The sequence below is a fragment of the Robertmurraya phoenicis genome (genome assembly GCF_047302285.1).
Lineage (GTDB): Bacteria > Bacillota > Bacilli > Bacillales > Cytobacillaceae > Robertmurraya.
This window is the reverse complement of sequence record NZ_CP154845.1, coordinates 754,464-778,487: the sequence shown is the minus strand read 5'-3', so window position 1 is coordinate 778,487 and position 24,024 is coordinate 754,464. Positions and strand designations below refer to the sequence as shown.

Sequence of the window (24,024 nt, the reverse complement as noted above, 5' to 3'; positions counted from 1 at the left end):
CCTAGCATGGGAGTTTATCCGACCTCCACTCATGGTACAACGAAGAAATGTATGGAGAGCCATCCGAAGAGACATGGGAGGATAAGTAGGAGCGACTGTCGTGGAGATTATGAGGACGGTCATATTACCTATTCCAAACTTAACCAGTTCTGACGTTAGGCGGGCTTGTAAATATAAGCATTACAACTCTCATCCATCAATCTTTTTGTCTTTACTATTGATCAGTTTCAGCTTCGTGGAATACTAAGAGCACAGGGAAGAAGAGAAATGGAGTTGGATAATAACCTTACTTTAGGTATAATTCCCGGAAGAAGGGAAAAGTTCCATTTAAGTTGAAACTTTGAGAATAAATAATTATAAACCGGAGGGAACAACTTTTTATGATGCAACGTTTCATTAGAAAGGAGGAGGTTTATTGTGAAAAAATTCATTTTATTAATTATTCTTTTATTATTTATAGGTGGATGCGGGCAAAAAGATGTTGTGAATTTTAATGAGGATTCAACACTGGTAATTGAAAGCCTAGTCAATAGTGCTGACTATGAAGTGACTAATGAAATTAAAGACAAAGAAACAGTACAAAAAGTTATTGATATTCTCAAAGGTGCCAAATGGCAAAAGAATGTAGAAGTAAATATGGAGAGTGAACCAGATCTTAAGTTAAATAAGATTTATCATATTTGGATAAGCCCTCAAGAAAATATATTAGAGATTATCGATACAAATAATAAAAATTATGGTAGTTTTTCAAAAACTGATTCTTCGTCCTTATATAAAATATTGATAGGAAAAGAACTTGGTTCAAATTAAATATTAGATTAAACCAGTTATTAAAAGCCCAATTTTTGTATTATATTAATGGATGCATTCCTTCAACAAGGAGTGCTCTTTTCTATGTCAACAGAAAAGAAAATTAATGTTGAACTTTAAAGACGGCATTGTTTAAATAACAAATTAGTTGGAGGTATTGGAAGGAATGTATAGACCTAGCTTTAATCCTGTTATCTAACTAAGGAAATTGTTATGATATCTGAAAAATTAAGTTAATAATGGAGCTATAACATAGAATATATGCTTATGTGAATGCTTACACTTAAAGTAACGTGTAGCGATTGTTGAGTAACATCACTACGAAATGATTAAACCTTTTTATTAAACCAAAATCTAAATATGCTAAAGCAGAATACGGGTTTGTAAGGTGTCTTCGATCAACCTTAATTTCAAAGCAAAAATATTGACAACTTCAAGGACCTAAGTGATACAAAAGGTCATGAAACTTGTGATATTGCTTTAAAACAAGTCACTACAATAATGAAAGGAGAAACACTGAATTATGGTTTTAGTACTAGATATGGCAGGGAGGAAATAGTAGCCTTATTGAACAGTAAACTCATAAACCCTTTAGTCGTAGCTGAAGATATATGCAGTCGAATAGAGAGTAAAGCTAATGTCACACTTTCAATTTCATCGCAATAATCACACAGCAGAAGTAGAGCCATATTTATTAGGATCATGTAAACTTTTTGCAATATCATTTATGTATGTGTAAACTAACTCAGCCTTTGATAATTTCATATTTATTGATGAAAAACATTGTTCAAATGAAGTCATTAGTTTTATTGTCCATGAGATCTGTCCTTTTATAGTTGATATGGTCGGCTTACCACCTGACTTATTGTTTATTGCAAAATACACTTATCTAAAAGACGTTTCTTTTGTACAAATGATAATATTAGATATTGTCAAATATGATACTTCTCTCAAACAGGAAAAGAAAAAATGTGAGAGGCAAAACTTGCAAGAATTATATATTTTTGGATTATTTAGAATTATAAGTTCCCTCGTTTTTCCACTATTACAAATTAGATTCCGTGGCTATTTCTTCAATGCATTTGTTAACTAGCCGCGGTAAGACTGTCATTTAATCCATTTGTTCCACCAAAAGTTCTATGTGTTTTCCTTTCGAGAAAATTCTTCAAAAAAACTTAATAAACATATTAAAATATAAATTTATCCTAGTATAATATTTAAAATTATTCAGGAGGCAATAAAAATGTTGTCATTTAGAGCAGTATTCAGAAATCACAAAATAAACAATGAGAAATGTAATAACGAATTTTATGAAGTGGATTTAACTTGGTATGATGACCCCTCAGATGATCCTTATGAATTCGAATTTCCTATTGAGGAAGACAATGCCTACGTAGCTTGGACTGAGCATTTAATTCGCTACCATGATTGGCTATTAAAATATTATTCAGATGGGTACTCTCTTCTTTTTATGAGTATAATTATTTACCGAGATCATGATCAAACACAGGATGACATCCTATTTTCCATGACTAACTATCCAGAAAACTATAACTCCTTTATTAAGTTAATTAGAGAATCCCTTGAAAATTATGCTGAAGCTAGCAAAGGGGATTTAGAATTTATTCATTATGTAGAACAGCGCTCCCCTTTATTCAACAGAATTATTAATTGTAATAGAAGCTTGTCCACTTTTATTGCTAATAACGTCTTTAATGATAATGAAATTACTCAATTTAATAGTGTTATTACAACAATCACCAAATTACCTTATCTGCTTTATCAAGCAAATATAGGAGAAATAGAGAAAATTTTTAATAGTTCTATCTCATTACTAAAGGGATATTTAAAATTCTTTAATGGCCATGACAGCAATAATAATATACGAGCTAAGGATTCTTTGATCCTTTTAATAAATGAGTTAAAAAGTATCATTTCTTATTCAGATGAATTACCTTTTAAATAAATCACCAAAGACAATTTTAAGATTCGTTCAAACCAGTCAATGAGGCGCATTCACTAAATGCCTTTATTGTTGTTACTAAAATATTCGACCTAGCATTATAAGTATTAATGGAATAATCATCCATACCCACTCTAGAACCATAAATTAGGATATGGTTCTAGAGAACCTTTTACCACCTGTTCATTTTACACTTTATCTTTCATGGTATTTACATCTATGTATATCTTACCCATCGTTTGTGCAGCTTTGATTTTCTGGTCTAGAACTTCTTTAAAACTAAATAACCCTTCCACCACAAGGATTAAGTCAGCTCCATCAATTAATATTGTATTGAGTGCTTTACCTTTTACTAGAGCATAAACTGAATCAGCAGAATAACCATTTATTGAAATAAATAAACCTCTGCCATACAATTTACCTTCAACTTTATAGGCAAATTGGTATAACGCATTTGACGCTGTTAAGGAATCTTGCCATTTTGCTTCTAAAATATAGTTTTCCCCATCATATTTTATCGTGCCATCAATCTGCTCACCGATTAACTTAATTGGATCAGAAATAGTAAGAGATTCATAAATTGATAAATCTCTCAAAAAATTTTCTAGTAAATATCCTCTTTGTTGTAGCGATATACTATTACCGAATTCATCCTTACCTTGATATAGATGTATATAATGGTTTCTTAACTGTTCAAGTGTATTTTTCTTGAGGTAAGTTTCCTTTTCCCTTCTCTCACGTTCTTCTTTTTGCTTTTTTATCTTTGCATCTCTAATTTCTTGAAGTTGCTTTAAATGGTTTATATTTCGAATAGCTTCACTTTCGTCCAACTTCTTTAGTTTTTTAAAATAGTACGGATCAAAATGATCCCAATTCACTAATGCCTGTAACATACTTCTAAATTGCTCAATCCCACCATCACTACGTATAGAAAGTTTATTAAAGACCCGATCAATTATTTCGGATCTACTAAGTTCCTCAAAATTTATTACGTTCTTTACATCATTTTTTGTACAACCATTATTGTCAAAAAAAGATATTATATCTTTTTTGGGCCAAAAAATAGATAAAATACACGTTCTCATAGAATCTGCTATATCTTTTGGGAAAACTGTTTTCATTTTTACACCTCGCTTATAATGTAAATCGCACATTGATTTCTATTGAGTTGAGGAATAATGAATATGTGTTTCACTTTGAAGACAACAATTTATTAATCGTAAAGACTAACACTATAAAGCTTTTACTAATATTAAATCTAATAGGACTCATACTGATGAAACTCAGCAATATATTTATTCTGTTGTGGAAAACCAGATTTAATTAAATCAACCAACTTTTTTGATTGTTTTGTATCCCTTAGTGAGTACTCACACATAAAAATCAATTTTTCCCTTTCAATAGGTAGATTATTAACTCCCAGCGATTTATATAAATTATATAATTCACCTATTAGACCGAGTATAATTGCGGTCTCACTAGTATAAATTAAATGTGCTTGGTTTTTAATATAATCTCTTTCAAAATAATCCTTAAAATTCTCCATTCCCAAGTTAAAGTCTAATTGTTTATATCCATCAAATGAATAATTTTCAAGATTTCTCTCATTAGAAAGATGTTTTGGATAATCATATGTCATTCTAGTAATATCAAATTCAGTGGTGTCTATTTCAGAATACTTATTCCAGATATAACTATGTGATCCTCCGCTACCTAAATTCGCAATTATACGAAGTACTCCTTGTCCAGAAGATGGTTCAATATTAATCTCTATACCATATTTTGCATGTTCCTCAACAAATTTACCGTTTGTCTCTATATTTCTATTATATCCCTTTGGATTTACCAATTTGTAAATATCCCCAACAAAATTTCTATTATTTCCATTTACTACATACCTAGAATTACCAGTTAGAGCTATGATACTATTTGCCATATATAACTTGGCGTGATACGCAGTTATATCAATCCAATGTTGAAGTCCGCCATCATACAATTTTAATGCACATAAATAATTATAGTATGCTTTATAAAAATTAAATAATGACTCATGCAGCATAAGGGACTTAAAATAATTTATATCTTCATTATCCAACTGAATTTCAATTGATTTATTTGATACCGAATTTTTAAATAAGTCAATATTTTCAGGGTAAATTTTCTTAATGAAAAGAGGTACATTCCATTCACTTGGTCTAGGAGGAATTCCTCTAATAGACAAACTCGTTCCTCTATAGTTAGTATCCTTATAAAAATTAATTAAATCCTGCCTATCCATACAACATCATTCCAATCCCAAAAATCTCCCATTACCTTCCAATGGTTTGCTTATGTTTACAATTTACCATATTTTCTATCGTTTAAGAGTGAGTTAGAGGATAAAGGGATTTTTTTATCTAGTAAAAGCAACTTTCTCTTTTTATTTTGGCTCTGTAACACTTAATTGTTGATTTTTATATAATTGAGTCGAGGTGAAAAAAATGATTAGAAAAGCAAAAAAAAATATAGTGAGTATGAAAATCTTAATAAAAGCTATTGAACTGATCAAGAAAGGATATACTGAAGAATATGATATGGTGTTGATTGATTTCATTATTAATGAGTTATAATCGTTTGCTAATAACCACGATTAACAAACGAAAAAGAGCTTTTATTATAGAAATAAAGCATAAAATTTCCTAAAAAAAACTTATACGGAATAAATAACACCAACAACGATAATGAGTTATAATAGACTTATAAATCATATAAGTTGGTGTTTATTTATGCGTACAAAAAATCGGCTGAATCCACTCGAATCTATCTATTACAGTCCTGAAATTATAAATTGCCCTGACTGCAACACGAAATTAACTTATTGTCACCCTGTTTGGCGAAAAACCATCTCTACCCTAAAAGGGGAATTTAAAGTTATCAATCTAGGTTATCGTTGTGAAAATAACGCTTGTGAAAACAATTCTGTTTACCGTTCTGCTGAAGCAGAACAGCTTAGTATGAAACACATCACTTATGGGATGGATGTCATTGCACACATTGGACACTTGCGTTTCAAGGAACATAAAACCCGTTCGGAAATCGCCACTATCCTGTCTGAGAAGCAGGTGAAAATATCAGAAAGGCAAGTTCAAAAACTGTACGAACGTTATGCGTTACTACTTAGATCAGCGATTCAAGATAATATGAAAGATACTCTGAACGAAGTGGTTGAACAAAACGGTGGCCTTGTCTTATCCATTGATGGTGTTCAACCTGAAAAAGGAAATGAAACATTGTATGTCATACGAGAGGTCTTAAGTGGCACCATTTTGGCAGCACACAATTTAAAGAGCAGCGCCTCTCAAGAATTGATTGGAATCATTCAACCAATCCTTGATTGGGGATACCCAATTAAAGGTTTTATTAGCGATGGCCAACAGTCGATCCGTTTGGCAATCGAGAAAATAGCTCCTGACATTCCTTATCAATATTGTCAGTTCCATTACTTCAAAGATATCGCGAAACCATTGGTAGAAAAGGACCGAAAATTAAAGACAAACATCAAAAAGAAATTAAGGGGAATCCGAGAAATCGAAAGGAAAATAGAAGAATCACCATCAGGATTGGAAGAAGAAATCGCGAGTGATTATGTCGCAGCGATTCGATCCGTCCTTTTAGAAGATGGAAAGCCACCGTTTGAATTGCCAGGTACACGAGTTTTTGAGCGAACAAAATCAATCAAAGACTCGATTGAAAAATGCCTGGATAAAAAAGGGGACTCCTCTTCTTAAAAAGTTGTTCAGAATAGTCAGTAATGTTGATAACTATAAAAAGGATTATCAGCTCATAAAACGATGGGACCGACGTTTTAAACGGATTGCCACAATCATGGAACCTTTAGAAAATAAATCAAGTTCCTGGGTTGAATCTAGATTGAGAAGATATTTGATCCAAATAGAAAAAGAACTAAACCGTGAAGATGATTTAACCTTTGTGGACAATCTGATGAGATATAGTAAAGGATTTTGGAAAGGCCTCTTCACCTTTTATGATTTTCCCCTCCTACCAAGGACAAATAATGACCTAGAACTTTTCTTTAGAAGAACAAAAGTAAGGCATCGTAGGATTACAGGAAGTCGAACCTGGAATCGATACATTGTTCGTCATGGAGAAAATATCGTATTCGTCGAAAATGTTAAAAATGAGCAGGATGGACTGCAAAAGATTCAGAATGCCACCTATTCTGCTTACAAAAAAGAATCAAAAAAATGGAATAGGCGAATATATGAACACACAAAACAGAGACGGTTTAAACAGGACCCAGATGCATATTTAAACATTATTGAAAGCAAATGGAAACGGCACAACTAACCAATTGTGTTAGTTGTGCCGCGCAAGAAAAAAAATAAAGCATAAAGTTTCCAAACGGAAATTTTATGCTTTACGTCACACACAAAAATAAAAAACCACCAAATATGTATTTGGTGGAGACGGTGGGAGTCGAACCCACGTCCAAAGATATCGGCACTTAAGCTTCTACGAGTGTAGTCGACATATTCGTGTTTCGCTGAGCCATCTGCCTATCGACAGGCGCCCGGTCAGCTAGTCTGGTTATGCTCTTCCTTCTCCCTCAGACGGTGAGATCCGGTGTAGCCCACTAAAGTTGAGTCCGCTACCCTACCACATGGGCGATGGAGGGGCGAACCGCTATGCGCTAATTAAGCAGCAAAAGCGAAGTTGTTTTGTTGTTTGCCAGTTATAGGCGTTGACGTTAGTACGCAGCCGTCGCCTGCGACTCGCAACCTAAGCTCGAACTACCCCTGTCGAATCCGTAGCGTCCCCATGTTATTAACGTCTGTTCATGGTATTTCACACAAACAAGACTTATGGAATGAAACGGAATGCTCGAAATAGATGAGCTATCAGTTTGCGTCACTCTTGGTGACATTTATTATTATATCACAAACATACTCTAAATCAATTGTAAGGTTCTGTAAAAAATGTTTAGTCTACCCTTACAACTTCTGTCTTTCTCGGAAAGCACGCTCGATATCACGCTTTGCTTCCTTCTTCTTTAAGTCCTCACGTTTATCGAACTTTTTCTTACCCTTCGCAAGACCAATCAATACTTTCGCATAACCATTTTTCAAATAAAGCTTAACAGGAACAATCGAATAACCATCTTGCTTCGTCTCTCCGATCAGCTTGCTAATTTCTTTTTTATGAAGAAGAAGTTTTCTCGTACGAAGTGGATCATGATTGTAACGATTTCCTTGCTCGTACGGGCTGATATGCATTCCCACTAAAAACATTTCACCGTTCATAATTTGAGCGTAAGAATCCTTTAAATTCACTCTTCCGCCACGAATCGCCTTAATCTCTGTCCCTTGTAAAACAATTCCTGCTTCAAACGTCTCTTCGATAAAATAATCGTGATACGCTTTTTTATTTTGGGCTATAACCTTACCAGCGCCTTTAGGCATATGATTTCCCCCTAACATACTGCTCTTTATTTTAACAAAAAAGAGGCGCAGTCTCAAATGCGATGCTGAAAAATGGGTTTTCTCCGGTATATACCATTTTGATTTGATGGACCTTCTCATTTTTGTGCTTTGACCGATATATGGGTCGTTTTGACCGATATAACAGAATTTAGACCGATATATTTTGATTTAGACCGATAAAATCAAATTTAGACCGATATATTTCATTTTAGACCGATATCCACTTATAGGCTCACCTTTATAGTCCTTGTTTTATTGCCGAAGCTGCCGATATATCGTGTAAATTGTATAAAATTGAGAGAAATTACCCCTTTTTTCCGCCGATAAAATCAAAAAATCGCCTATATCCACCGAACCAACCGTAAAAGGAGCCAATCCATTGGCTCCCAACACTTATTTTTTCTTCTTCCGCTTGGCCTTTGGAGCATTTTCGTAATGCTTTTTCTTCTTTCTTTGACCATTTGGCTTCTTTCCATCTTTTTCAGGTGGTTTGCCAGAACCTTTGCGCGGCTTTTTCTCAGAGCTTCCCGTTTTGAAAACCTTGCGAGCTCCTTCTTCTGGCCGTCTTGGACGAGTGCCCTTCATGCCAACAATCTCAAAATCGATTGAACGCTCATCTTTATCAACCTTGACGACACGAACGGTAATCTCATCACCGATGCGGTATACATTCCCCGTTCTTTCGCCGATCATGGCATAATGACGCTCATCATAGCGATAATAGTCATCCGTCATATAGCTAACATGGACAAGACCTTCGATCGTATTTGGAAGCTCAACAAACATTCCGAAATTGGTCACCGAGCTAATAATCCCATCATATTCTTCGCCGATCTTATCTTCCATGTACTCTGCTTTTTTCAGCTCATCGGTTTCCCGTTCTGCATCTACTGCACGACGTTCCATTTTTGAAGTATGCTCAGCAATATCAGGAAGCTGCGCATCCCACTTTTCCCGTGTCGCCTGATCCATTTTCCCTTCAATTAAATAGGTACGAATCAAACGATGCACAATCGTATCTGGATAACGACGAATTGGTGATGTGAAGTGAGTATAGAACTCTGTCGACAATCCGTAGTGACCAAGACTCTCTGGGTCATACTTCGCCTTCTGCATCGAGCGTAACATCACGGTTGAAACAACCATTTCCTCCGGCTTCCCTTGTACCTCTTCAATGATTTCCTGTAAAGCACGAGGGTGAACTTCATTGGCTGTCCCTTTCACGATGTAACCGAAATTCGTTATAAACTCAAAGAATCTTCGTAACTTGTCTTCTTTCGGATCCTCGTGGATTCGATAAATAAACGGAACATCCAACCAATGGAAATGCTCTGCCACCGTTTCGTTTGCACAAAGCATGAACTCTTCAATAAGACGTTCTGCAACAGAACGTCCGCGCAAGACGACATCCGTTGGCTTCCCATCTTCATCAACAAGCACTTTCGCTTCTTTAAAATCGAAATCAATAGCTCCACGATGCATCCTTTTCTCGCGTAAAATTTGAGCCAACTCTTCCATGAGCTCAAACATCGGCACTAACGGCTTATAACGTTCGATAAGCTCCTCATCTTTTTCAGTTAAAATCTTATTGACGGCACTATAGGTCATCCGCTCCGTTGTCTTAATCACACTTTGGAAAATCTCATGGTTGACGACTTGCCCATCAGAAGTAATCTCCATCTCACAAGATAACGTCAATCGATCGACCTTCGGATTAAGGGAGCAAATCCCGTTTGAGAGTCGGTGAGGAATCATTGGAATCACCCGGTCTACTAAGTAGACACTCGTACCACGATCCGATGCCTCCCGATCTATCGCCGAACCTTCTTCCACATAATAGCTAACATCGGCAATATGGACTCCAAGCTTATAGTTTCCGTTATCTAGTTTCGTAACGGTAACAGCGTCATCCAAGTCCTTTGCATCTGCACCGTCAATCGTGACGATTATTTCGTCTCTTAGATCACGGCGATTTTTAATTTCATCTTCAGAGATGGTATCCGGTGTTTCATTTGCTTGCTCGATCACATCGTCTGGAAATGGTCCAGGAAGTCCGTGCTTATGAATAACGGATAAAATATCGACACCTGGATCATTTTTATGACCAAGAATTTCGATAACTTCTCCTTCTGCACTTTTTCTACCTTCTGGATATGTCGTTATTTTGACGACGACTTTATGCCCTTCAACTGCCCCTTTTGAAGCAGCTTTCGGGATAAAGACATCACTCGCAAATTTTTGATCATCGGGAATGACAAAACCAAAATGTTTACTTTCGGTGTATGTACCAACAATTTGTTTAATTCCTCGCTCAATAATACGGACGATGGTACCTTCACGACGTTGACCAGAGCTTTCTGTCGCTACTCTAGCCAGCACGGTATCACCATGAACGGCGTTATTCGTTTCATTCGGTGGTATAAAAATATCATCTAGTCCCGGTTCATCTGGAATAACAAAAGCAAATCCTTTGGCGTGACCTGTTAGCTTACCGCGAATCAAATTCATTTTTCCAGGAAGACCATACCGATTGCTACGAGTGCGAACCACTAAACCCTTTTCTTCCATAATCACAAGGGCTTTGACAAACTCTTTAAATTCAGTAGAATCGGCAATTCCAAAAGCCGCTTCCAATTCCTGAACGGTCAGAGGTTTATAAGCCTCATCCTCCATATAATGGAGAAGCTTGTCTATATGCTGCTTTATATTATCATCCATTATTTATCCCTCCTCTTATCTTTATTCTTCCCAATCTAATGACTCTAGAAACCTGTACACATCCTCGTGAAGCTGATCTTTCTCTTTATCAAAGGTAATGACATGACCAGATTCTTCATACCATTTGATTTCTTTTTCTGGTGATTCAATTTCATTATAGATGATATTGGCGCTTTCCGTGTTAATCATTCTGTCATGGCGCGCCTGCACAACAAAGGTCGGGGCATAAATCATATCAATATTATTTCGGACCTCTGTAATTAAATCCTGTAACGCCCGTAATGTGTTCATTGGTGTCTTTTGAAACTCTGCCATTTCTTGTTCAATTTGTTCTGGAGTCTTCCCTTCTCGCTCTTTATATTCACGAGCGTAGGCAAGCACTCCTTTGTACATCACTTCTTCACTTTTGAGAAACATCGGCGCACACATCGGGACAATCCCCTTAATATGCTCAGTGTAACCCAATTTCAAAGAAAATACGCCGCCTAGTGAAAGTCCGACAACCGCAATTTCTTTATAGCCTTTATTTTTCAAAAAATGATAGCCATCCATCACGTCTTGCCACCAATCTTCTGGTCCTGTATGAACGAGCTCTTCTGGTGGGACACCGTGCCCCTTATATTGTGGACCATAGCAAGTATAGCCTTTTCCCTCAAGGAAACGAGCCATCATGCGGCAATCCGCACTATTCCCTGTAAAACCGTGTAAAAATAAGACCGCTCTTTTTCCTCTTTCAAAAAGAAAGGGCTTTGGTTGTGAAATTTTCATATGTATAGACTCCTTTATCGAAAAACATTCCTATCTTAGTTTAAACAATAGTGATCGGTTCAATCCACTGAAAGGACTCAGCTTCATGGCGATTCATTCGTTTTCATGGCATGATAAAATAAATTTATAAAAAAAAGAACGCTAGAAAAGAATCCATCGTCTTATAGTTGTGAAGAAAGAAAGGGGGCCTCTAGATGGAGCAAGATGATGATCTATCCTTAATTCATAAAGCAAAACTAGGACATGACGAGGCATTTGCCCTTCTTTTTCATCGGCATTATTCCTTTTTATTTAAATACTTATTAAAGCTTACCTTACATGAAGAAACGAGCAAAGAGCTAGCCCAAGAAACGATGATTAAATGCTATACCAACCTATCTTCCTTTAAAGGAGAAGCCAAGTTTTCAACATGGATGATTTCGATAGCTTCTAGACTATACATCGATTCTATCCGAAAACAAAAACGAGAGCAGAAAAAGATTAACCTACTCTCCCGTCAGCTAAGCTGGAACGCCAAATTTAAAGGGATTGAGTGGAGTGACACTTTTACAGACTTTACTCAGCTTGATGCAGATGTAAGAACGCCTATTTTGCTTCGTCATTACTACGGTTACACCTATGAAGAAATCGGAAAAATGCTTGGGATTCGAACGGGGACCGTCAAATCAAGAGTCCACACTGGAATTCAACGATTAAGAAAGGAGTGGGATTCATGAATGAAAAAGAACTTTTCAAACAGCTGAAAAAAGACCTGGAACAGCTTGATGAATTAAGCGGATACTCGACCCCATCAGTTCACACTCTCAAAGAACAGCTTATCGTCGCTCAAATGGAAAAAAAGAGAGAGTTTCGCAAAGAACTAATTGTATTTGTTTTGACAGCTCTATTTATTTTAACTGCCTTTACAGTGGTCGTATTTAAAGCGCCTATGATTTTTGTCGTAATACAAATCGCTGCGCTTGTTGGTGCTCCAGTTCTTTTCTTCTTTTTAAGAAAACGCCATTCGGAAGGAAGAATTTTATCATGACCGAGCAAAAATTACTCATTGTTTTACTACTTCTACCATTTTTATTACTACAAAGCATTCTACTTTTTATCGATGCCAAAAAGAGAGGTACATACGCTTGGTTTTGGGGGATTTGGGGTCTTATCCAATTGCCTATGCCGACCTTGTTCTACCTCTTATTCGTCATCCTTCCTTATAAAAGAAAACAAAAAAGGAGTGAATGAAAATGCCAGACATCAATTGGGCAATTGTAATGCCATTAATCATATTACAAGCCATCCTCGCCATCTCAGCTTTAGTTAACTGCCTTAAGCAAGAGGAAACGAATGGACCGAAATGGATGTGGTTTATCATTATTATCTGCATTAGCATCTTTGGACCGATTATCTATTTCATCATAGGACCGAAAAAAGATTAGAATAGGAGCTAAAAATATGCTAGTCAACATTCATAACTTAACTAAAACATATAAAGAAGAACAGGCAGTAAAAGGAATCTCTTTTCAAATTGAAAAAGGAAAATGTACTGCTCTACTAGGTCCAAATGGAGCAGGAAAAACAACCACCTTGCAGATGCTTGCAGGGTTGTTATCACCTACATCAGGCACCATTCAGTTTTCCGGTACACAAAAAGATTTCAGACATCGAATTGGATTTCTACCCCAACACCCTACCTTTTTTTCATGGATGACAGCAAAGGAATTTTTGCAGTTTGCGGGAAAACTGTCGCATCTCTCTAAAGCTAAGTTGGAAGAAAAAATCACTGAAACGCTAGAGTTTGTCAGTCTAACAGATGCGCGAAACAAAAGAATTGGCGGATTCTCAGGTGGGATGAAGCAAAGACTGGGCCTTGCTCAAGCTTTATTACATGATCCTGATCTGCTCATTTTAGACGAACCTGTATCTGCTCTTGATCCCAATGGTAGACGTGATGTGCTCGAAATTTTAAGGCTATTAAAAGACAAAATGACGATTCTTTTTTCAACCCATGTGCTGCATGATGCTGAGCAAGTTTGTGACTCAGTCATTATCCTCAAAGAAGGATTGATTAAATGGAACGGGAGCTTGGACACACTTAAAAGCAGCCATGCAACCTCAGCCATTCAAATTCGTACAGAAGAGAGTTTAGAAAATGTATTTGACGACCTAGCAAATGTCCAATACAAGGACGCAAATACGGCTACGCTATTCGTCGATTCAACTTTTGATAACAATCTATTTTTAAAAAGGCTAATGGAAAAAAATTGCACACTCGTACATTTTGAACGTTTGCAAGATTCGCTAGAGGATGCTTATATGAAGGTGATGAGCCAATGAAAAATTATGTAACGTTACTTCAAAAAGAACTTACCGAAAGTTTCCGAAATGGGAAATGGATTTGGCTCCCTATTGCATTTATGATTATTGGCATCTCTCAGCCGATTACGACTTATTATATGCCACAAATTCTCGAAAGTGCAGGCAATCTCCCTGAGGGAACAGTGATCGAGATTCCTGTCCCCTCAGGTTCAGAGGTGTTAGCTGCTACTCTAAGTCAATTTGGAACTGTCGGAACATTACTATTTGTTCTTGCAGCAATGGGCGTGATCGCCAACGAACGACAAAATGGAGCGTTAACACTCGTGATGGTTCGTCCGGTCTCAGCCATTCAATATATTGCGAGCAAATGGACAGGCCAAATACTCATTGCTCTCATCGCGTTTTTGTTAAGCTATGGGCTGACTTTTTATTACACGAACTTGCTATTTGACCCCATCGGATGGGAGCTCGTCATCTCCAGTTTTCTCATCTATAGTCTGTGGATCCTATTTATTATTTCTGTCTTGATTCTAGCCGGAACGCTCCTTAAATCCGCTAGTGGAATCGCGGCCGTTAGCATCGTGGTCCTGGGAGGGCTATCGGTTGTAAGCAACCTCTTTACGAAATATACTGCGTGGAGTCCAACTAATCTTAGAGCACACGCCTCAGCCATTCTGATCGACGGGAAACTACTCGATCATGGCTTAACTGTCATCATAACTACAATCGCTTTATCTCTACTATGCTTAATACTAGCAACTGTCCGCTTTCGACGTTTTGAACAATATTAGAAGTAAAAAACCTGGCTCCTTCAATGGGGGCCAGGTTTTGATTATTTCTTAAACTCCTAAATAAGCGACTACAAATGTTAAAACAAAAAACAATACAGCTAATACGATGGTAATGCGGTGGAGAATTAAATCAAGTCCACGTGCTTTTTGCTTTCCAAAAAGCTGCTCCGCACCACCAGAGATGGCACCAGAAAGTCCTGCACTTTTTCCCGATTGTAAAAGTACTACAACGATTAAAGCAATTGATACAATTACCAATAATGTAATAAATAGAGTATGCATGAGTCCACCTCCTGAAACGAACATTTCACAGTATCTCATATTTTATCATAGGCGGCGGCTTATCGCAATACTAAGTCATTTTCAGCTTTTAATCCACTCTAACTTTACTTCACGTAATACTTCTTCGTTCGCAAGAAACTCGGACATATAAAAGCAAATCGCAATATCGATAGACAAACCTTTTAAATGCTTAATAGCAGAAATGGGAAATTGGAGACTGTCCGTATTCTCATCTATCTCATAGTTTTTGATTTTATGCTTGTTCAACAGCTTCAAAGTACGCTCCTTGTCCTCCCCAAACACTTTAGCGGATTTGATAAAGAAGTCCTTATTTGAAAATGAATAAAGCTTGGAAAACGTAGAATCTTTATTTTGAAGATACACTTGCCCTGTATGTTTGTTTTCTAAAGAACAATAATGAACACCTAACTTCAATTCATTTTTGGCAGCGTATTGTAAAAGTTGTAAACATTCTTCTTCACTTTTATCGACAGCCAAGCCACCAGCGTACCAGTAGTTATAATAAGTTTCATATGGGGGAAAATTGAGTGCAAAGCCCCTTCGAATAAACTCCTCCGTATTATGTAACGGATAGCAAAATTCTAATAAATTGATCCCATTAATTCCGATTTCATCTAAACGATGAAGAATATCCTGCATTTGCTGAAGCGTTCCTGGAATCACCGGCATCTCGACGACAACAAACGGTATATAATCCTTAGCTAATTTCATAAGGTCAAACAACTTCTCCATTTGCTCAGCTGTTTCTTCTTGTTTAATACTAAAACGAATTTCATTCAAGTTGACTTCCTTTAGATTGGTCAAAATCTCAATGGTTAAGAGATCCCCTGCGGTATACATTCTAGTATATGTAGTAGGTAATTCCTTCTCGACAAAATTTAAAAATGCGATCGCTTCTTTCGGATGCAGCAAAGGTTCTCCTCCCGTTAAGGCGATATGATCAAACTTTTCTCCTTTTTGAAGCCTTTCGTCTAATTCTGCAATCACATCATTATTTTTTACACGAAAGGTTGAATAATTCTCTTGGTTTGGATTAAAGCAAAAATAGCACTTTTTGTGGCATTTTAATGAAATAAACGAAGTATGGCTTTTTTCGCCTGTTTTGCAAGCTTTACATGCTGGAGAAATCCAATTCGAATACAGACTCTTTTTTTCATTCCGTGCTACAATCTTATGGTTTTGAAGTACATCTTCCTTCGTCAATCTGCTTCTTTTTTTACTAAATAGCAGACCGAAACCTTCAATCGTTTTATTGGTTTCTTCTTCAATTTGTAAATATTGATTCGCATATGAACGAAAGGTTGGATTTTGGATTTGCTTAATCGTTTCTTTCGTAATTGTCATATTCATGGAGACACCTAACCCTTTTTTATGGAAACAGCACTACGCTTTTTTAACATCTTCACTTATATCTTTAATTTTCTCTACTGTGTCCTCTTTTTCATCATCAACTAGACCCTTAGTAGAACTCTTAAATTCCTTCAAGGTTTGCCCAAAAGCCCTCCCGATTTCAGGAAGTTTTTTCGGACCGAATATGATTAAAGCCAGCACTAAAATTAAAATTAGCCCTGGAATGCCAATATTAGAAAACATTTTAATCCCTCTTTCTTTGGTAATATGACGTTGAAAAAAGAGAGTGCAAGTAAGTTGTTACATAGTTGCACAATTACCTACTTACACTCAATCATATCCACTTCAGATTAGCCGACGATAATCGGCACTCCTGTTGCATAGAAAATATATCTTCCTAGAAACTCCCCTACAATCACAAGTCCAAAAGCGACATAGGATAATCGATAAATTGCTGTTCTTTGTGTCTTTTGGAATAAACTGAACATCAAAATAGAAACTCCCGCAATCGTTAAAACCCAGCGAATGATAGTAGGGTATAAATAACTTCCTGCTACAAGTTGTGCAGATTCATAACCAGCTGATCCACTAACAGATAGACCGGAAGTATAAACTGGTAAATAAATTAGCTGGAAAGCAATTGCCAATAATCCGATTAAACTCGTAAACTTTAAGATAGAATTTAATTGCGGCGTAGTTTCTTCTTTACTTATCAATATTGTGAAAGCTGTTCCAATTGCTCCAAACACGATCGTTGTCCCAAAAAAGGATAGATACGTATTAACATTCGTCCAAGCTGGTAAGATAGACGCTCCATATATACTCGCCATTGAAAAAACCGTTCCAATTCCGACAATAGAGTTAATCCAACCCAGCACTTGACTCCATTTTCCCATTCTTTCCAGAATATAACCGACAAGCCATAAGCCGAAAAATAGACCCGCAAATAAGATTTCGCGACTTAACCATGAACTGCCTAGATTTAATAAAGCTCTATAGGCCCCTAATGGTGTCCCTAAGTGAAAGATGGATAAAATGATCGCAACACCCATCACTGGTCCGACAAAAAGCATTCCGATTTTCGTCACTCCCATACTTGCTTCCTTATCCAATTTATTTAAGGAACGGATGACAACCAAGAATATATAAGAACCAACAGCTAATTGCGTGAGCAACGTAAACATTAATAACGGCCATTCTTCGCTAAACATGGTGAAACCTCCTTTTAACCACTAATTTTCGCTTGATGTATAGCATTTATCGTAATAGAAGGCTTAGTAAATGTTGAATGTTCTAATACTTTTAAATCAGTATGATCTCCATATTTGGCACGTAGTTCTTCAATTTCACCAAATTCTATAGCTCTCATTGGACATGAATCCACACATACAGGATTTAAACCTTGATCAACAAGACTAGCACATCCATCACATTTACCAGCTTTTCCTTCTTCTTCAAGATATTGCGGTCTTTCATAGGGGCAAGACCACAAGCACATTTTACAACCAATACATTTTTCTCGATCTTGAACGACTAATCCATCTTCAGCACGTTTGTATATTGCTCCCGTAGGACAGTTCTCAGCACATTTTGGTTCAGCACAATGATTACACCCCAGAGAAAGATAATATCCCCATACTTCTGGAAAAGTACCTCCTTCGAAAGAATATACTTTTCTCAAATTCTCGCCGACTTTTAAATCATGTAAATCTTTACATGCAATTTGACAAGTTTTACATCCTGTACAGGATGTTGAATCATAATAAAATCCTTTTTGCCCCATTTCTTGTCACCTCCTAAAATATGACTCTCTGCTTCCATTCTGCATCCGGAAGTAAAGGTTCTCCATCGTATTTTTCCACGCGGACATTACATGTGTTCCATGGTTCCTCCCCTTGTCCACTCAAATGTGCTCCACACAAAACATTGGTAGCACCAGCTTTATCAATACCTGTATCATCATCCATTTCTACCCATGCACCTTCACCAAGAGTAACAACACCCGGCATCATTGTTTCAGTAACATACAAAGGTCTAATAACCTTTCCATGTCTGCTCTCAATTAATACTGTATCTCCCTCTTTAAGACCATGTTCCTTGGCATCCCTTGTATTCATTACAAATTCTTGAGGGAATGCTTCCCTTAGTTGAGGTATGTTATCAAATACAGAGTGAGATCTTCTAGCATAGTGAATGGTATAAAGCTGGAAAGGGTATTTTCCTTTTACCTTCTTCTCCCAATCTTCATAAGTATCTTCGATCCCTTCTACCGGAGGTTCGTACTTAGCGATTGGCGGAATAGTCGTAAATCCAAAAGCAGCTATCGTATCAGTTAAGGACTGACAATGAATTTCTAGCTTTCCACTCTTAGTATTTAGTGGATTCGCTTCTGGATCTTTAACAAATGCTTCTCCCTGTATTACAGAGAATTTATCATCTTGTGATCTCGGAACTTGGTAAGAGCCCTTCGCAAGTAATTCCTCTAATGAAATTTTTCCTTGTTGTGGCGTTCCTTCAACTCCCCATTCTTGAATGTCCTTCGCCGTAATTGTTATCAACTTATCATAATCTTCACCATTTTCCTTAATAACCTCTGCACCGGAAAGACTATTAAAAAACTGTTGTTTTGCACTAATTGGAAATAGCTCATCAGGATTTATACCAAGTCTCTTTGCTATCTCCTTATCCATCCACTCCTCTGTTCTTGCTTCAAAAAGAGGTTCTACTACTTTTTGAGAAATAATAATACTTTCAGGGTTTCCACTCTTAATAGATCCTTCTTTTTCCCACTCAGTTGTTGCAGGTAAAACAATATCTGCATATTTAGAAATAGTTGAAAGAACAATATCATTGGTTATAACAGCATCTACTTTTCTAAATGCTTTGATTCCTTTGACAATCCCAGATGATTGATTTAAATAATTATAGCCGCTGCCATCACGAACTAACCAGATCATCCTAATATCACATGGTACTTTTCCTCGTACCGTTGCGTGTAGTTCATTATTTAAAATAGCGTCATACGTCTCGGTATAGGCAACTCCGTGGAAATCTGTTCTAAATGGTTGAGCAAATCTATATCCGTCATAAGCTCCGTAAGTTACACCCGGAAATAATGGATTTTCTAATGGAGGCATGCCTGAACTACCACCGCGAACTAATGTTTTCCCACCATAACTCTGATTTGACGCATAATTATTAGTCCAAACTCCAGCACCAGATTTACCAACATTACCTGTCATCCAACCAACTGTAAGAAATGCCTGACAATACTGCTGTCCTCTGAACGTACGTGCGGGTGCAAAAGAGGAGGTCATTATCATAGGTTTAGTAGTTGCTATCTCATTTGCAAATTCTTTAATAAGTTTAGGCTCAGTACCGCAAATTTCGGAGGCCCATTCAGGTGTTTTGGGAATACCATCATATGTTCCTAATACGTAGTCTTTAAAGCTATCCTTTGGATCTGCTCCGTCTGGCATATGATCCTTATCAAAACCAACTGTACATCTATCAAGAAAGTCTTGATCCTGTAAATTATTTTCAATCATATAATAGGCCATCCCTATCAATAAGGCTGTATCTGTACCCGGTCTACAAGGAATATACTGATCCCCCAATGTTTTCATCGATGGACTTACGTGAGGGTCTACGAAAATAAACTTGGCACCAGCTTTTTTCGCTTGCATTAGATTATAATTAGGATTTCCAGCAGAGCTCCATGCTGGATTCGAACCCCACATAACGATTAATTTGGCATTTCTCCAATCCATTCTGTCATTAGCCGACCATGAAAGAAATCCTGTCATATGTTCTTGGGGAATTCCCCATGCTCCCGATGAAGAGGAACCCCATCGAACTATCCCTCCACCATATGCATTGATAACCCGACTAGTACCCAATATTGACTCATTTCCAAATTTTGTTTTCACTCGTTCTAATTCTTCACTAACTAAATCTAATGCTTCATCCCACGAAATGCGTACCCATTCATCTTTTCCACGCAATTCTTTTTTGCCTCCACCAGGCTCCCAATTTTTACGTTTCATCGGATATTTTATTCTATCTGCACCAAACACTTGGTGCCTTTGTGAGCGACCTCTAGCACATCCTCTCTGCTGCGGAAAATCTGGGCTATCTGGGTGTGTGTCATCGGTCTTTTGCTTTACTACGACTCCACCGACCACTAATGCCTTATTTAGGCATCGACCACCACAGTTATGCCAACATGCCGCTGTGATCCATTCACCCTCCTCTGCTGCCTGTTCAGCTGCACGGGCTTCGTCAATCTTTTTTAATCCGTATGCTGGGACAACCGCTGCTGTTGTTAATGCAGCTGACCATCCTAAAAAGGATCTGCGACTCATGGAATAATCCATCGCTTTCTTAATTAAGTTTGACATTTTGTCACCTCCATAATGATAGAACTCTCTAGTTCTTAATGGTTACAAGTTCCTCCAGACAGACCTTATCTATTTCCAAAAACCCTTGAAGGATTTTGACCATTCCTTTGTAAAAATCAAATTGAGCGTGTTGAACAATCTTCTCTCTTAAAATGGGTACCCATTTCAATAGGTGTTCTTCAATAAATCGAATTTGATCGATAATCATTTCTGTTGGAAACTCTTCCTCTTCTATCTTTTTCATCGTTAATTCATTTAATTGATAGAGAAAATCGAGTTCATAACCTAAGTGGTCATCTGCTTCTTTCCCGAATTGAGCTGGGAGAAAACAGTATTTTAAATAAGCTTGGCGTACCATCAACGTTTCTTTTTGAAATAACAGTCTCTCTTCGTTTAAATAAGCCGATTCCCAAAGGGGTGCTGGTAATTCATAAGGACCGATAAACATTTTTGTGTAATCCCAATGCAATGAATCAAAGACATCATCCATATCGTGCTGGGCAAGAAAGATAGAAATATCAGTTACTCCATCCTGTATTAAAGCGTTTTCTTGTTTGAATGGAAAGGAACCAATATATCCTCCTTGTAATGACCTTAATAGTTGTCTATTAGGTTCTTCGAGGAAAAATCGTCTCAGTAAATCGTAAGCACTTGACCTTAAATGAAAATAGTTATTTACTAACGTGTGCTGCTCTTGCACAATCATTGATCTTATACCTCCAATATTGTGATTATTTTCACATAAATGTGTAAAAAATTAGGTGATTTTGTACCATCTTGTAGCTACACTCTCATTCTATCGAAAGGAATATCCTTTTAGGAGTGTAGACATGTACAGATTTGTATTCTCCACTTTGTGAAGCGATAACAGTGTTGCCCCTAGATAGGTGAATAAACTTTGAATGTTTACACTCTTTCTAACTTAATTTCTAATCTTAAGAATTAACCATTCTCAATAGAAGCACAAAAAAACCTTGCTCATCTTTCAGCAAGGTTATTACAAATTTAAGAATGATAAAATTCTCGTAGCTATCGTAAGATTCATGTATTCTTCTGGATCTTGTAAATGGGTACCGGTAATTTCTTCGATCTTTTTGATTCGATTTCTTAACGTGTTCGGATGAATAAATAATGCATCAGATGCTTCCGTTATTTTCCCCTCATGTTGAATATACACTTGTAGTGTTTTTATATACTCAGTTCCATTACTCACATCAGCATCAATTAACTCTGATAAGTACTCCTGACTGAAGTCAAAAAGAAGTTCATGATGCAGATGAATGAGTAAATGAAGAATCCCTAAATCTCGAATATGAAAAATAAATTTGTCTTCAAACCACCGTTGACCAAATTTCAGGGCTAATTTTGCTTCTTGATAACTCTTATTTAAATGAATCGTATCCTCATACCATTTCCCTATTCCAATCGTAAACTGAAATTGGGACCACTTCCTTGAAAGCTCTTTATGTAAAAGCTCTACTTTTTTAACAATAGCCGTTTTTTTTTCATTTATGGGAAGCCGCTCTTGATCTTCTACTAATATAATAAGTTGTTCTTGAAATTGGAATGGAATAAATTGATTATCGAACGTATGTAGGTCGTTCACGATCTCATCAAGACAATCCGTTTCTGAAAGATTGGGATCTGAAAAAGTTATATTGATTACGAGCAAATCATGAGGTCTTTCTAAATTCCAGCCCCATACTTTACCTTGTTTAATCATTTCCTTTTTCGATTCGAATTTATGATATAAAATGTCATAAATAAAATGTTCCTTCATTTTTTCTTGTAGCTCTATATATCTGCTTTCCTTTTGAATGTAGAGAGCGGTCAACCCTGCTAATCGATCGATCATCTGCCTTTGCCACATAGTTAATTCACTTGAAGCTATAAGCATTTGTCTTGAAGATTCGGATAAATGAATATAATAGGGAGTAAATATATCCCCATCATTTACTTTAGTACGCCGAGTATTAAGCCAGCGGTTTGCCTCCTGTAGCACTTCCTTTCGGCCCGTTTGCCAAGTGATCTGGTTCTTTTCATTCAAATATAGCAGCGGGGTATTCAATCCTTTTGAGAGCTCTGTAGCTAAGTGAATAAACCCCTTTTCCTCGTATCCTTTCAAATCCAAACTCAATTGACTGTAAGGGGTGTGAAACCCTGTTAATGGAGATACATTGTCCTCAAACACTTGGATAACCGGTAATTGACATTCTTCGAAAAGTTGGATCGTTTCTTCTTGAATGATTATTTTTTCACGGCTACATAACACAATCCCTACTAAATGAGCATCTTGAAGAAGCCGTTCTCTAATATTTCTCTTATTTATTTTGTCCCATTCTTCCATGTCTTTTAACATTAAAAGGGTTGGGGCTTGGAGCCATTGCACAGGAATATACTCCAATATCTTTTCATAGCGGAGTTCCTCTCTAGGTAGCGACGTAAAAAAAGAGAGGTGATGCATAGGCGTTGTGAGCAATATATGTTGAATAGAACCTTTCATAACTGACACCCTTCTCGTAAAAAAACGATTCCATTTTGTTTTTCTTTAATATAAATTGAGGGCTTCGTATAGCTAGCAAGTGGAAAATCCGATTGAATAAGGAAGGAGGCATTAACTGTGTCTGTACTCGTTTTAATCATATTAAGTGCACCAGTTACACAAGCCTCCACACAAATTGGCTTCAAACCTTCATCGATACGTTCCACACAGAAATTACACTTATCTGCTCTGTTCGTTTTCGGATTTAATTTTGGGGCTTGAAAAGGACAAGTCGTAATACAGCGATTACAGGATTTACAATGGGTAGAATTATGAACAACAATTCCATCGTGTCGCTTGTAGAAATTATTTTCTGGACAAACATAGATGCAAAGGGGATTACTACAATGACCGCATGAAAGCGATACATAAACAGAATTGCTGGCCTTTTCCGTGTCAATGGTTACTACTTTTCTACGATGAATGTCTGTCAGTCCATAGTATTCATTACACGCCATTTCACATGCTTTGCAGTTGATACATCTATTAACATCAATGTAAAACAAAAATTGTTCTGTCATTTCAAGACACTTCCTTATTGTGTCAATTTTTCTACAATGATAGGGATCTATATATCATTCATTACTTAATAGTT

General features: G+C 36.8%; 25 protein-coding genes and 1 other RNA gene. 11 read left to right on the top strand and 15 right to left on the bottom strand.

The window, feature by feature from the left end; genetic code table 11:
• Positions 1-417 precede the first annotated feature (417 nt).
• The 3 genes from AA0X71_RS03605 (at position 418) to AA0X71_RS03595 (ending at position 2,776) form a co-directional block, all read left to right on the top strand.
• Complete coding sequence (locus AA0X71_RS03605; protein WP_413359324.1) at positions 418-810, top strand: hypothetical protein; 393 nt, start codon at positions 418-420, stop codon at positions 808-810.
• 423 nt (positions 811-1,233) lie between these two features.
• The gene (locus AA0X71_RS03600; protein ID WP_413362455.1) at positions 1,234-1,476 is read left to right on the top strand and encodes a GGDEF domain-containing protein; all 243 of its coding nucleotides are present in this window, start codon (positions 1,234-1,236) and stop codon (positions 1,474-1,476) included.
• 577 nt (positions 1,477-2,053) lie between these two features.
• The gene (locus AA0X71_RS03595; RefSeq protein WP_413359322.1) at positions 2,054-2,776 is read left to right on the top strand and encodes a hypothetical protein; all 723 of its coding nucleotides are present in this window, start codon (positions 2,054-2,056) and stop codon (positions 2,774-2,776) included.
• A gap of 185 nt (positions 2,777-2,961) precedes the next feature.
• Here the strand turns inward: AA0X71_RS03595 and AA0X71_RS03590 are convergent, their stop codons facing one another.
• Positions 2,962-3,894 carry a hypothetical protein gene (locus AA0X71_RS03590; RefSeq protein WP_413359320.1) on the bottom strand — a complete coding sequence of 311 codons (933 nt, stop codon included), beginning with the start codon at positions 3,892-3,894 and terminating at the stop codon, positions 2,962-2,964.
• A gap of 137 nt (positions 3,895-4,031) precedes the next feature.
• Positions 4,032-5,051, bottom strand: coding sequence for a hypothetical protein (locus AA0X71_RS03585; protein WP_413359318.1), 1,020 nt, complete (start codon positions 5,049-5,051; stop codon positions 4,032-4,034).
• Positions 5,052-5,538: 487 nt separating this feature from the next.
• Between AA0X71_RS03585 and AA0X71_RS03580 the strand changes: the two genes are divergently transcribed.
• Positions 5,539-6,540, top strand: a complete 1,002-nt coding sequence (locus AA0X71_RS03580; RefSeq protein WP_413359315.1) for a transposase — start codon at positions 5,539-5,541, stop codon at positions 6,538-6,540.
• Positions 6,541-6,682: 142 nt separating this feature from the next.
• Positions 6,683-7,120 (top strand): hypothetical protein, encoded by a 438-nt coding sequence (locus AA0X71_RS03575; RefSeq protein ID WP_413359312.1) that lies wholly within the window; start codon positions 6,683-6,685, stop codon positions 7,118-7,120.
• Positions 7,121-7,231: 111 nt separating this feature from the next.
• On the opposite strand, the gene ssrA is transcribed toward AA0X71_RS03575, so the two are convergent.
• From ssrA to AA0X71_RS03555, 4 genes are all read right to left on the bottom strand, one after another.
• Positions 7,232-7,591, bottom strand: a transfer-messenger RNA (tmRNA) gene (ssrA, locus tag AA0X71_RS03570).
• A gap of 173 nt (positions 7,592-7,764) precedes the next feature.
• A complete protein-coding gene (smpB, locus tag AA0X71_RS03565; RefSeq protein ID WP_413359310.1) occupies positions 7,765-8,232 on the bottom strand; it encodes an SsrA-binding protein SmpB in 468 nt (155 codons plus the stop codon).
• Between the two features lie 414 nt (positions 8,233-8,646).
• The gene (gene rnr, locus AA0X71_RS03560; protein WP_413359307.1) at positions 8,647-10,971 is read right to left on the bottom strand and encodes a ribonuclease R; all 2,325 of its coding nucleotides are present in this window, start codon (positions 10,969-10,971) and stop codon (positions 8,647-8,649) included.
• Positions 10,972-10,992: 21 nt separating this feature from the next.
• The gene (locus AA0X71_RS03555; protein ID WP_413359305.1) at positions 10,993-11,739 is read right to left on the bottom strand and encodes an alpha/beta hydrolase; all 747 of its coding nucleotides are present in this window, start codon (positions 11,737-11,739) and stop codon (positions 10,993-10,995) included.
• A 194-nt stretch (positions 11,740-11,933) separates the two neighbouring features.
• Between AA0X71_RS03555 and sigY the strand changes: the two genes are divergently transcribed.
• The 6 genes from sigY to AA0X71_RS03525 are packed head-to-tail and all read left to right on the top strand — an operon-like array spanning position 11,934 to position 14,834.
• Complete coding sequence (gene sigY, locus AA0X71_RS03550; protein ID WP_413359303.1) at positions 11,934-12,455, top strand: RNA polymerase sigma factor SigY; 522 nt, start codon at positions 11,934-11,936, stop codon at positions 12,453-12,455.
• A complete protein-coding gene (locus AA0X71_RS03545; RefSeq protein ID WP_413359301.1) occupies positions 12,452-12,766 on the top strand; it encodes a YxlC family protein in 315 nt (104 codons plus the stop codon). The genes sigY and AA0X71_RS03545 overlap by 4 nt, the downstream gene beginning before the upstream one ends.
• Positions 12,763-12,969 carry a transcriptional regulator gene (locus AA0X71_RS03540; protein WP_413359299.1) on the top strand — a complete coding sequence of 69 codons (207 nt, stop codon included), beginning with the start codon at positions 12,763-12,765 and terminating at the stop codon, positions 12,967-12,969. Before AA0X71_RS03545 ends, AA0X71_RS03540 begins: the two co-directional genes overlap by 4 nt.
• A 2-nt stretch (positions 12,970-12,971) precedes the next feature.
• Positions 12,972-13,163: a PLDc N-terminal domain-containing protein gene (locus tag AA0X71_RS03535; protein WP_413359297.1), complete on the top strand. Its 192-nt coding sequence runs from the start codon at positions 12,972-12,974 to the stop codon at positions 13,161-13,163.
• Between the two features lie 16 nt (positions 13,164-13,179).
• Complete coding sequence (locus AA0X71_RS03530; RefSeq protein ID WP_413359295.1) at positions 13,180-14,061, top strand: ABC transporter ATP-binding protein; 882 nt, start codon at positions 13,180-13,182, stop codon at positions 14,059-14,061.
• On the top strand, positions 14,058-14,834 hold the full coding sequence (locus AA0X71_RS03525; RefSeq protein ID WP_413359293.1) for an ABC transporter permease: 777 nt from the start codon (positions 14,058-14,060) through the stop codon (positions 14,832-14,834). Before AA0X71_RS03530 ends, AA0X71_RS03525 begins: the two co-directional genes overlap by 4 nt.
• Positions 14,835-14,882: 48 nt before the next feature.
• Here the strand turns inward: AA0X71_RS03525 and secG are convergent, their stop codons facing one another.
• The 9 genes from secG to AA0X71_RS03480 all read right to left on the bottom strand — a co-directional run bounded on the left by secG (position 14,883) and on the right by AA0X71_RS03480 (position 23,950).
• Positions 14,883-15,116, bottom strand: coding sequence for a preprotein translocase subunit SecG (gene secG, locus AA0X71_RS03520; RefSeq protein ID WP_019153664.1), 234 nt, complete (start codon positions 15,114-15,116; stop codon positions 14,883-14,885).
• 81 nt (positions 15,117-15,197) lie between these two features.
• The gene (locus AA0X71_RS03515; RefSeq protein ID WP_413359289.1) at positions 15,198-16,481 is read right to left on the bottom strand and encodes a radical SAM protein; all 1,284 of its coding nucleotides are present in this window, start codon (positions 16,479-16,481) and stop codon (positions 15,198-15,200) included.
• A 39-nt stretch (positions 16,482-16,520) separates the two neighbouring features.
• Positions 16,521-16,730: a twin-arginine translocase TatA/TatE family subunit gene (locus AA0X71_RS03510; RefSeq protein WP_413359285.1), complete on the bottom strand. Its 210-nt coding sequence runs from the start codon at positions 16,728-16,730 to the stop codon at positions 16,521-16,523.
• A 107-nt stretch (positions 16,731-16,837) separates the two neighbouring features.
• The gene (locus tag AA0X71_RS03505) at positions 16,838-17,698 is read right to left on the bottom strand and encodes a dimethyl sulfoxide reductase anchor subunit family protein (RefSeq protein WP_413359283.1); all 861 of its coding nucleotides are present in this window, start codon (positions 17,696-17,698) and stop codon (positions 16,838-16,840) included.
• A gap of 14 nt (positions 17,699-17,712) precedes the next feature.
• Positions 17,713-18,270: a DMSO/selenate family reductase complex B subunit gene (locus tag AA0X71_RS03500; protein ID WP_413359280.1), complete on the bottom strand. Its 558-nt coding sequence runs from the start codon at positions 18,268-18,270 to the stop codon at positions 17,713-17,715.
• Between the two features lie 13 nt (positions 18,271-18,283).
• Entirely contained in the window at positions 18,284-20,887 is a 2,604-nt protein-coding gene (locus tag AA0X71_RS03495) for a molybdopterin-dependent oxidoreductase (RefSeq protein ID WP_413359278.1), read from the bottom strand.
• 28 nt (positions 20,888-20,915) lie between these two features.
• Positions 20,916-21,593, bottom strand: a complete 678-nt coding sequence (locus AA0X71_RS03490) for a molecular chaperone (protein ID WP_413359274.1) — start codon at positions 21,591-21,593, stop codon at positions 20,916-20,918.
• 291 nt (positions 21,594-21,884) lie between these two features.
• Positions 21,885-23,390: a PucR family transcriptional regulator gene (locus AA0X71_RS03485; RefSeq protein ID WP_413359272.1), complete on the bottom strand. Its 1,506-nt coding sequence runs from the start codon at positions 23,388-23,390 to the stop codon at positions 21,885-21,887.
• Entirely contained in the window at positions 23,387-23,950 is a 564-nt protein-coding gene (locus AA0X71_RS03480; protein WP_413359270.1) for a 4Fe-4S dicluster domain-containing protein, read from the bottom strand. Before AA0X71_RS03480 ends, AA0X71_RS03485 begins: the two co-directional genes overlap by 4 nt.
• Between the last annotated feature and the right edge of the window lie 74 nt (positions 23,951-24,024).

Bases quoted from the DNA above. Each gene is read 5' to 3' on its own strand.
- AA0X71_RS03595 (WP_413359322.1), top strand. From the start codon at position 2,054: ATGTTGTCATTTAGAGCAGTATTCAGAAATCACAAAATAAACAATGAG.
- AA0X71_RS03590 (WP_413359320.1), bottom strand. From the start codon at position 3,894: ATGAAAACAGTTTTCCCAAAAGATATAGCAGATTCTATGAGAACGTGT.
- AA0X71_RS03585 (WP_413359318.1), bottom strand. From the start codon at position 5,051: ATGGATAGGCAGGATTTAATTAATTTTTATAAGGATACTAACTATAGA.
- AA0X71_RS03580 (WP_413359315.1), top strand. From the start codon at position 5,539: ATGCGTACAAAAAATCGGCTGAATCCACTCGAATCTATCTATTACAGT.
- smpB (WP_413359310.1), bottom strand. From the start codon at position 8,232: ATGCCTAAAGGCGCTGGTAAGGTTATAGCCCAAAATAAAAAAGCGTAT.
- rnr (WP_413359307.1), bottom strand. From the start codon at position 10,971: ATGGATGATAATATAAAGCAGCATATAGACAAGCTTCTCCATTATATG.
- AA0X71_RS03555 (WP_413359305.1), bottom strand. From the start codon at position 11,739: ATGAAAATTTCACAACCAAAGCCCTTTCTTTTTGAAAGAGGAAAAAGA.
- sigY (WP_413359303.1), top strand. From the start codon at position 11,934: ATGGAGCAAGATGATGATCTATCCTTAATTCATAAAGCAAAACTAGGA.
- AA0X71_RS03545 (WP_413359301.1), top strand. From the start codon at position 12,452: ATGAATGAAAAAGAACTTTTCAAACAGCTGAAAAAAGACCTGGAACAG.
- AA0X71_RS03540 (WP_413359299.1), top strand. From the start codon at position 12,763: ATGACCGAGCAAAAATTACTCATTGTTTTACTACTTCTACCATTTTTA.
- AA0X71_RS03535 (WP_413359297.1), top strand. From the start codon at position 12,972: ATGCCAGACATCAATTGGGCAATTGTAATGCCATTAATCATATTACAA.
- AA0X71_RS03530 (WP_413359295.1), top strand. From the start codon at position 13,180: ATGCTAGTCAACATTCATAACTTAACTAAAACATATAAAGAAGAACAG.
- AA0X71_RS03525 (WP_413359293.1), top strand. From the start codon at position 14,058: ATGAAAAATTATGTAACGTTACTTCAAAAAGAACTTACCGAAAGTTTC.
- secG (WP_019153664.1), bottom strand. From the start codon at position 15,116: ATGCATACTCTATTTATTACATTATTGGTAATTGTATCAATTGCTTTA.
- AA0X71_RS03515 (WP_413359289.1), bottom strand. From the start codon at position 16,481: ATGACAATTACGAAAGAAACGATTAAGCAAATCCAAAATCCAACCTTT.
- AA0X71_RS03510 (WP_413359285.1), bottom strand. From the start codon at position 16,730: ATGTTTTCTAATATTGGCATTCCAGGGCTAATTTTAATTTTAGTGCTG.
- AA0X71_RS03505 (WP_413359283.1), bottom strand. From the start codon at position 17,698: ATGTTTAGCGAAGAATGGCCGTTATTAATGTTTACGTTGCTCACGCAA.
- AA0X71_RS03500 (WP_413359280.1), bottom strand. From the start codon at position 18,270: ATGGGGCAAAAAGGATTTTATTATGATTCAACATCCTGTACAGGATGT.
- AA0X71_RS03495 (WP_413359278.1), bottom strand. From the start codon at position 20,887: ATGTCAAACTTAATTAAGAAAGCGATGGATTATTCCATGAGTCGCAGA.
- AA0X71_RS03490 (WP_413359274.1), bottom strand. From the start codon at position 21,593: ATGATTGTGCAAGAGCAGCACACGTTAGTAAATAACTATTTTCATTTA.
- AA0X71_RS03485 (WP_413359272.1), bottom strand. From the start codon at position 23,390: ATGAAAGGTTCTATTCAACATATATTGCTCACAACGCCTATGCATCAC.
- AA0X71_RS03480 (WP_413359270.1), bottom strand. From the start codon at position 23,950: ATGACAGAACAATTTTTGTTTTACATTGATGTTAATAGATGTATCAAC.